Origin of the sequence: Burkholderia sp. E168m23, from assembly GCF_016586125.1 — a bacterium.
In the GTDB taxonomy this organism is placed as follows: domain Bacteria; phylum Pseudomonadota; class Gammaproteobacteria; order Burkholderiales; family Burkholderiaceae; genus Burkholderia; species Burkholderia orbicola.
In genome coordinates this window covers 1-1,854 of the sequence record NZ_BCPP01001173.1, presented here as the reverse complement: position 1 = coordinate 1,854, position 1,854 = coordinate 1, and the positions used below count along the sequence as shown (strand labels likewise).

The 1,854-nt window shown below is 71.3% G+C and carries 3 protein-coding genes; all 3 read left to right on the top strand.

Going from position 1 to position 1,854, the window contains the following annotated elements; genetic code table 11:
- Positions 1-618 (top strand): DeoR/GlpR family DNA-binding transcription regulator (locus JMF90_RS35330; protein WP_201326187.1); only part of this gene is annotated, 618 nt, incomplete at its 5' end.
- A gap of 131 nt (positions 619-749) precedes the next feature.
- Positions 750-1,361, top strand: a complete 612-nt coding sequence (locus JMF90_RS35325) for a chromate transporter (RefSeq protein WP_012328068.1) — start codon at positions 750-752, stop codon at positions 1,359-1,361.
- Positions 1,358-1,854, top strand: a 497-nt coding sequence (locus tag JMF90_RS35320) for a chromate transporter (protein ID WP_201326186.1), incomplete at its 3' end; no start/stop codon positions are given. The genes JMF90_RS35325 and JMF90_RS35320, both read left to right, overlap by 4 nt.

Genomic DNA, 1,854 nt, shown 5'->3' with positions numbered 1-1,854 from the left:
GGGCTGCTGCAGCGCGTGCATGGCGGCGCGCTGCCGGCGTCGCCGGCCATCGCGCCGTTCGCGCAGCGCGAGGCGCTCGAAACCACGGAGAAGCGACGCATCGCGCGGCGGGCCGCGCAGATGATCGCGCCTGGGCAGGTGGCGATCGTCGACGGCGGCACGACCTCCGCGCTGCTCGTCGGCCAGTTGCCGGCCGACCTGCGCGCGACGATCGTCACGCACAGCCCGAGCGTCGCGGTCGCGCTGGCCGCCCATCCGTCGATCGACGTGATCCTGATCGGCGGGCGGCTCTACAAGCATTCGATCGTCGCGGTCGGCGCCGCGGCAATGGAAGGCATCGCGCGCATTCATGCAGACCTGTACTTCATGGGCGTCACGGGCGTCCATCCGGTAGCCGGCCTGAGCACCGGCGATTTCGAGGAAGCGGCGATCAAGCGCGCGCTGGCCGAACGCGCGGCCGAGACGGTCGTGCTCGCGTCGCAGTCGAAACTGCGTGCGGCATCGCAATTCGTGATCGGCGACCTCACGCTGGCGCAGACGATCGTCGTCGAGAAGGAAACCGACGCCGCGCTGACGAAGCCGATCGAGGCCGCGGGCGTGACGGTGGTGCGCGCGTAGCGTGCGGGGCGCTCGCATGCGCCGAATCGGTTGCGGGCGGCACCGCGCCCGTGCCGAATCCATGTCAGCGTGCTGACAGGCACCGCTTGCTAACATGGGCGATCGCCCGATCGCCACGTGCTACCCGCCCGATGCCCCCGCCCTCCACCACGACGCCTCAGGTACCGCCCGCCGGCGACGCTCCGCCGCCCGGCATCCTCGCGCTGTTCATCGCGTTCGCGCAGATCGGCCTGACCAGCTTCGGCGGCGGGCTCAGCGGGCGGATGATGCGCGACTTCGTCCACGAGCGGCGCTGGCTCGACGAAGAGGCGTTCCTCAACGGCCTCGCGCTGTCGCAGGCGTTGCCGGGCGTCAACGTGAAGAACCTCGCGATCTGGATCGGCTACCGGCTCGCCGGATGGCGCGGCGCGGTGGCCGGCTTCACCGGCATCATCGCGCCGCCGGCCGTGCTGATCGTGCTGTTCGGCGTCGCGTTCTCGACCCTCACGCGCTTCCCGCTCACGCATGTCGCGCTCGCCGGTGCGGCGGCCGCGGCGATCGGGCTGTCGATCTCGATGGCGATCACGGCGGTACGCCGGCTGCCGCGCCGCGCGCTGCCGTTCGCGGTGATGACGCTCACCTTCGTGTCCGTCGCGGTGCTGCACTGGCCGCTCGTATGGACCGTGCTGATCGGCGGCGCGCTGAGCGTCGCGCTCGAATACCGCCGTGCGGCCGCCGCGCCGGCCGGGAGCGACGCACGATGAACGCGTCCGCACGTTACGCAGCGCTGTTCGGTGTGTTCGCGCCGCTGTCGATCGCGACGATCGGCGGCGGGCAGGCGGTCATCGCGGATATCCAGCGGCAGGTCGTCGACGTCCATCACTGGATGAGCGCCACGCAATTCGTGAACGACTTCGCGATCGCGCGGATGGCGCCGGGCCCCGGCTCGCTGCTGGCGACGCTGATCGGCTGGCAGGTGGCCGGTTTCTGGGGCGCGGTGATCGCGACACTCGCGTTGTTCGGCCCGACCGCGTTCCTGATCTATGGGGTCGCGCATCTATGGCGGCGGCACCGGGGCGCACGCTGGCAAATCGCGCTCGAAGCCGGCCTGCGCCCGGTCGCGGCCGGCATGATCCTCGCGTCGGTGTGGGTGCTGCTGCAGGCGCTCGACGGCGGCTGGGCCGCCCGCGCGATCGCGGTGGCGTCGACGCTGTGCGTGATCTACACGCGCGTTCATGCGCTGCTGCTGATCGCGAT

What these genes read in the sequence shown, in the direction of transcription:
- JMF90_RS35325 (WP_012328068.1), top strand. Translation starts at nt 750, where the DNA reads ATGCCCCCGCCCTCCACCACGACGCCTCAGGTACCGCCCGCCGGCGAC.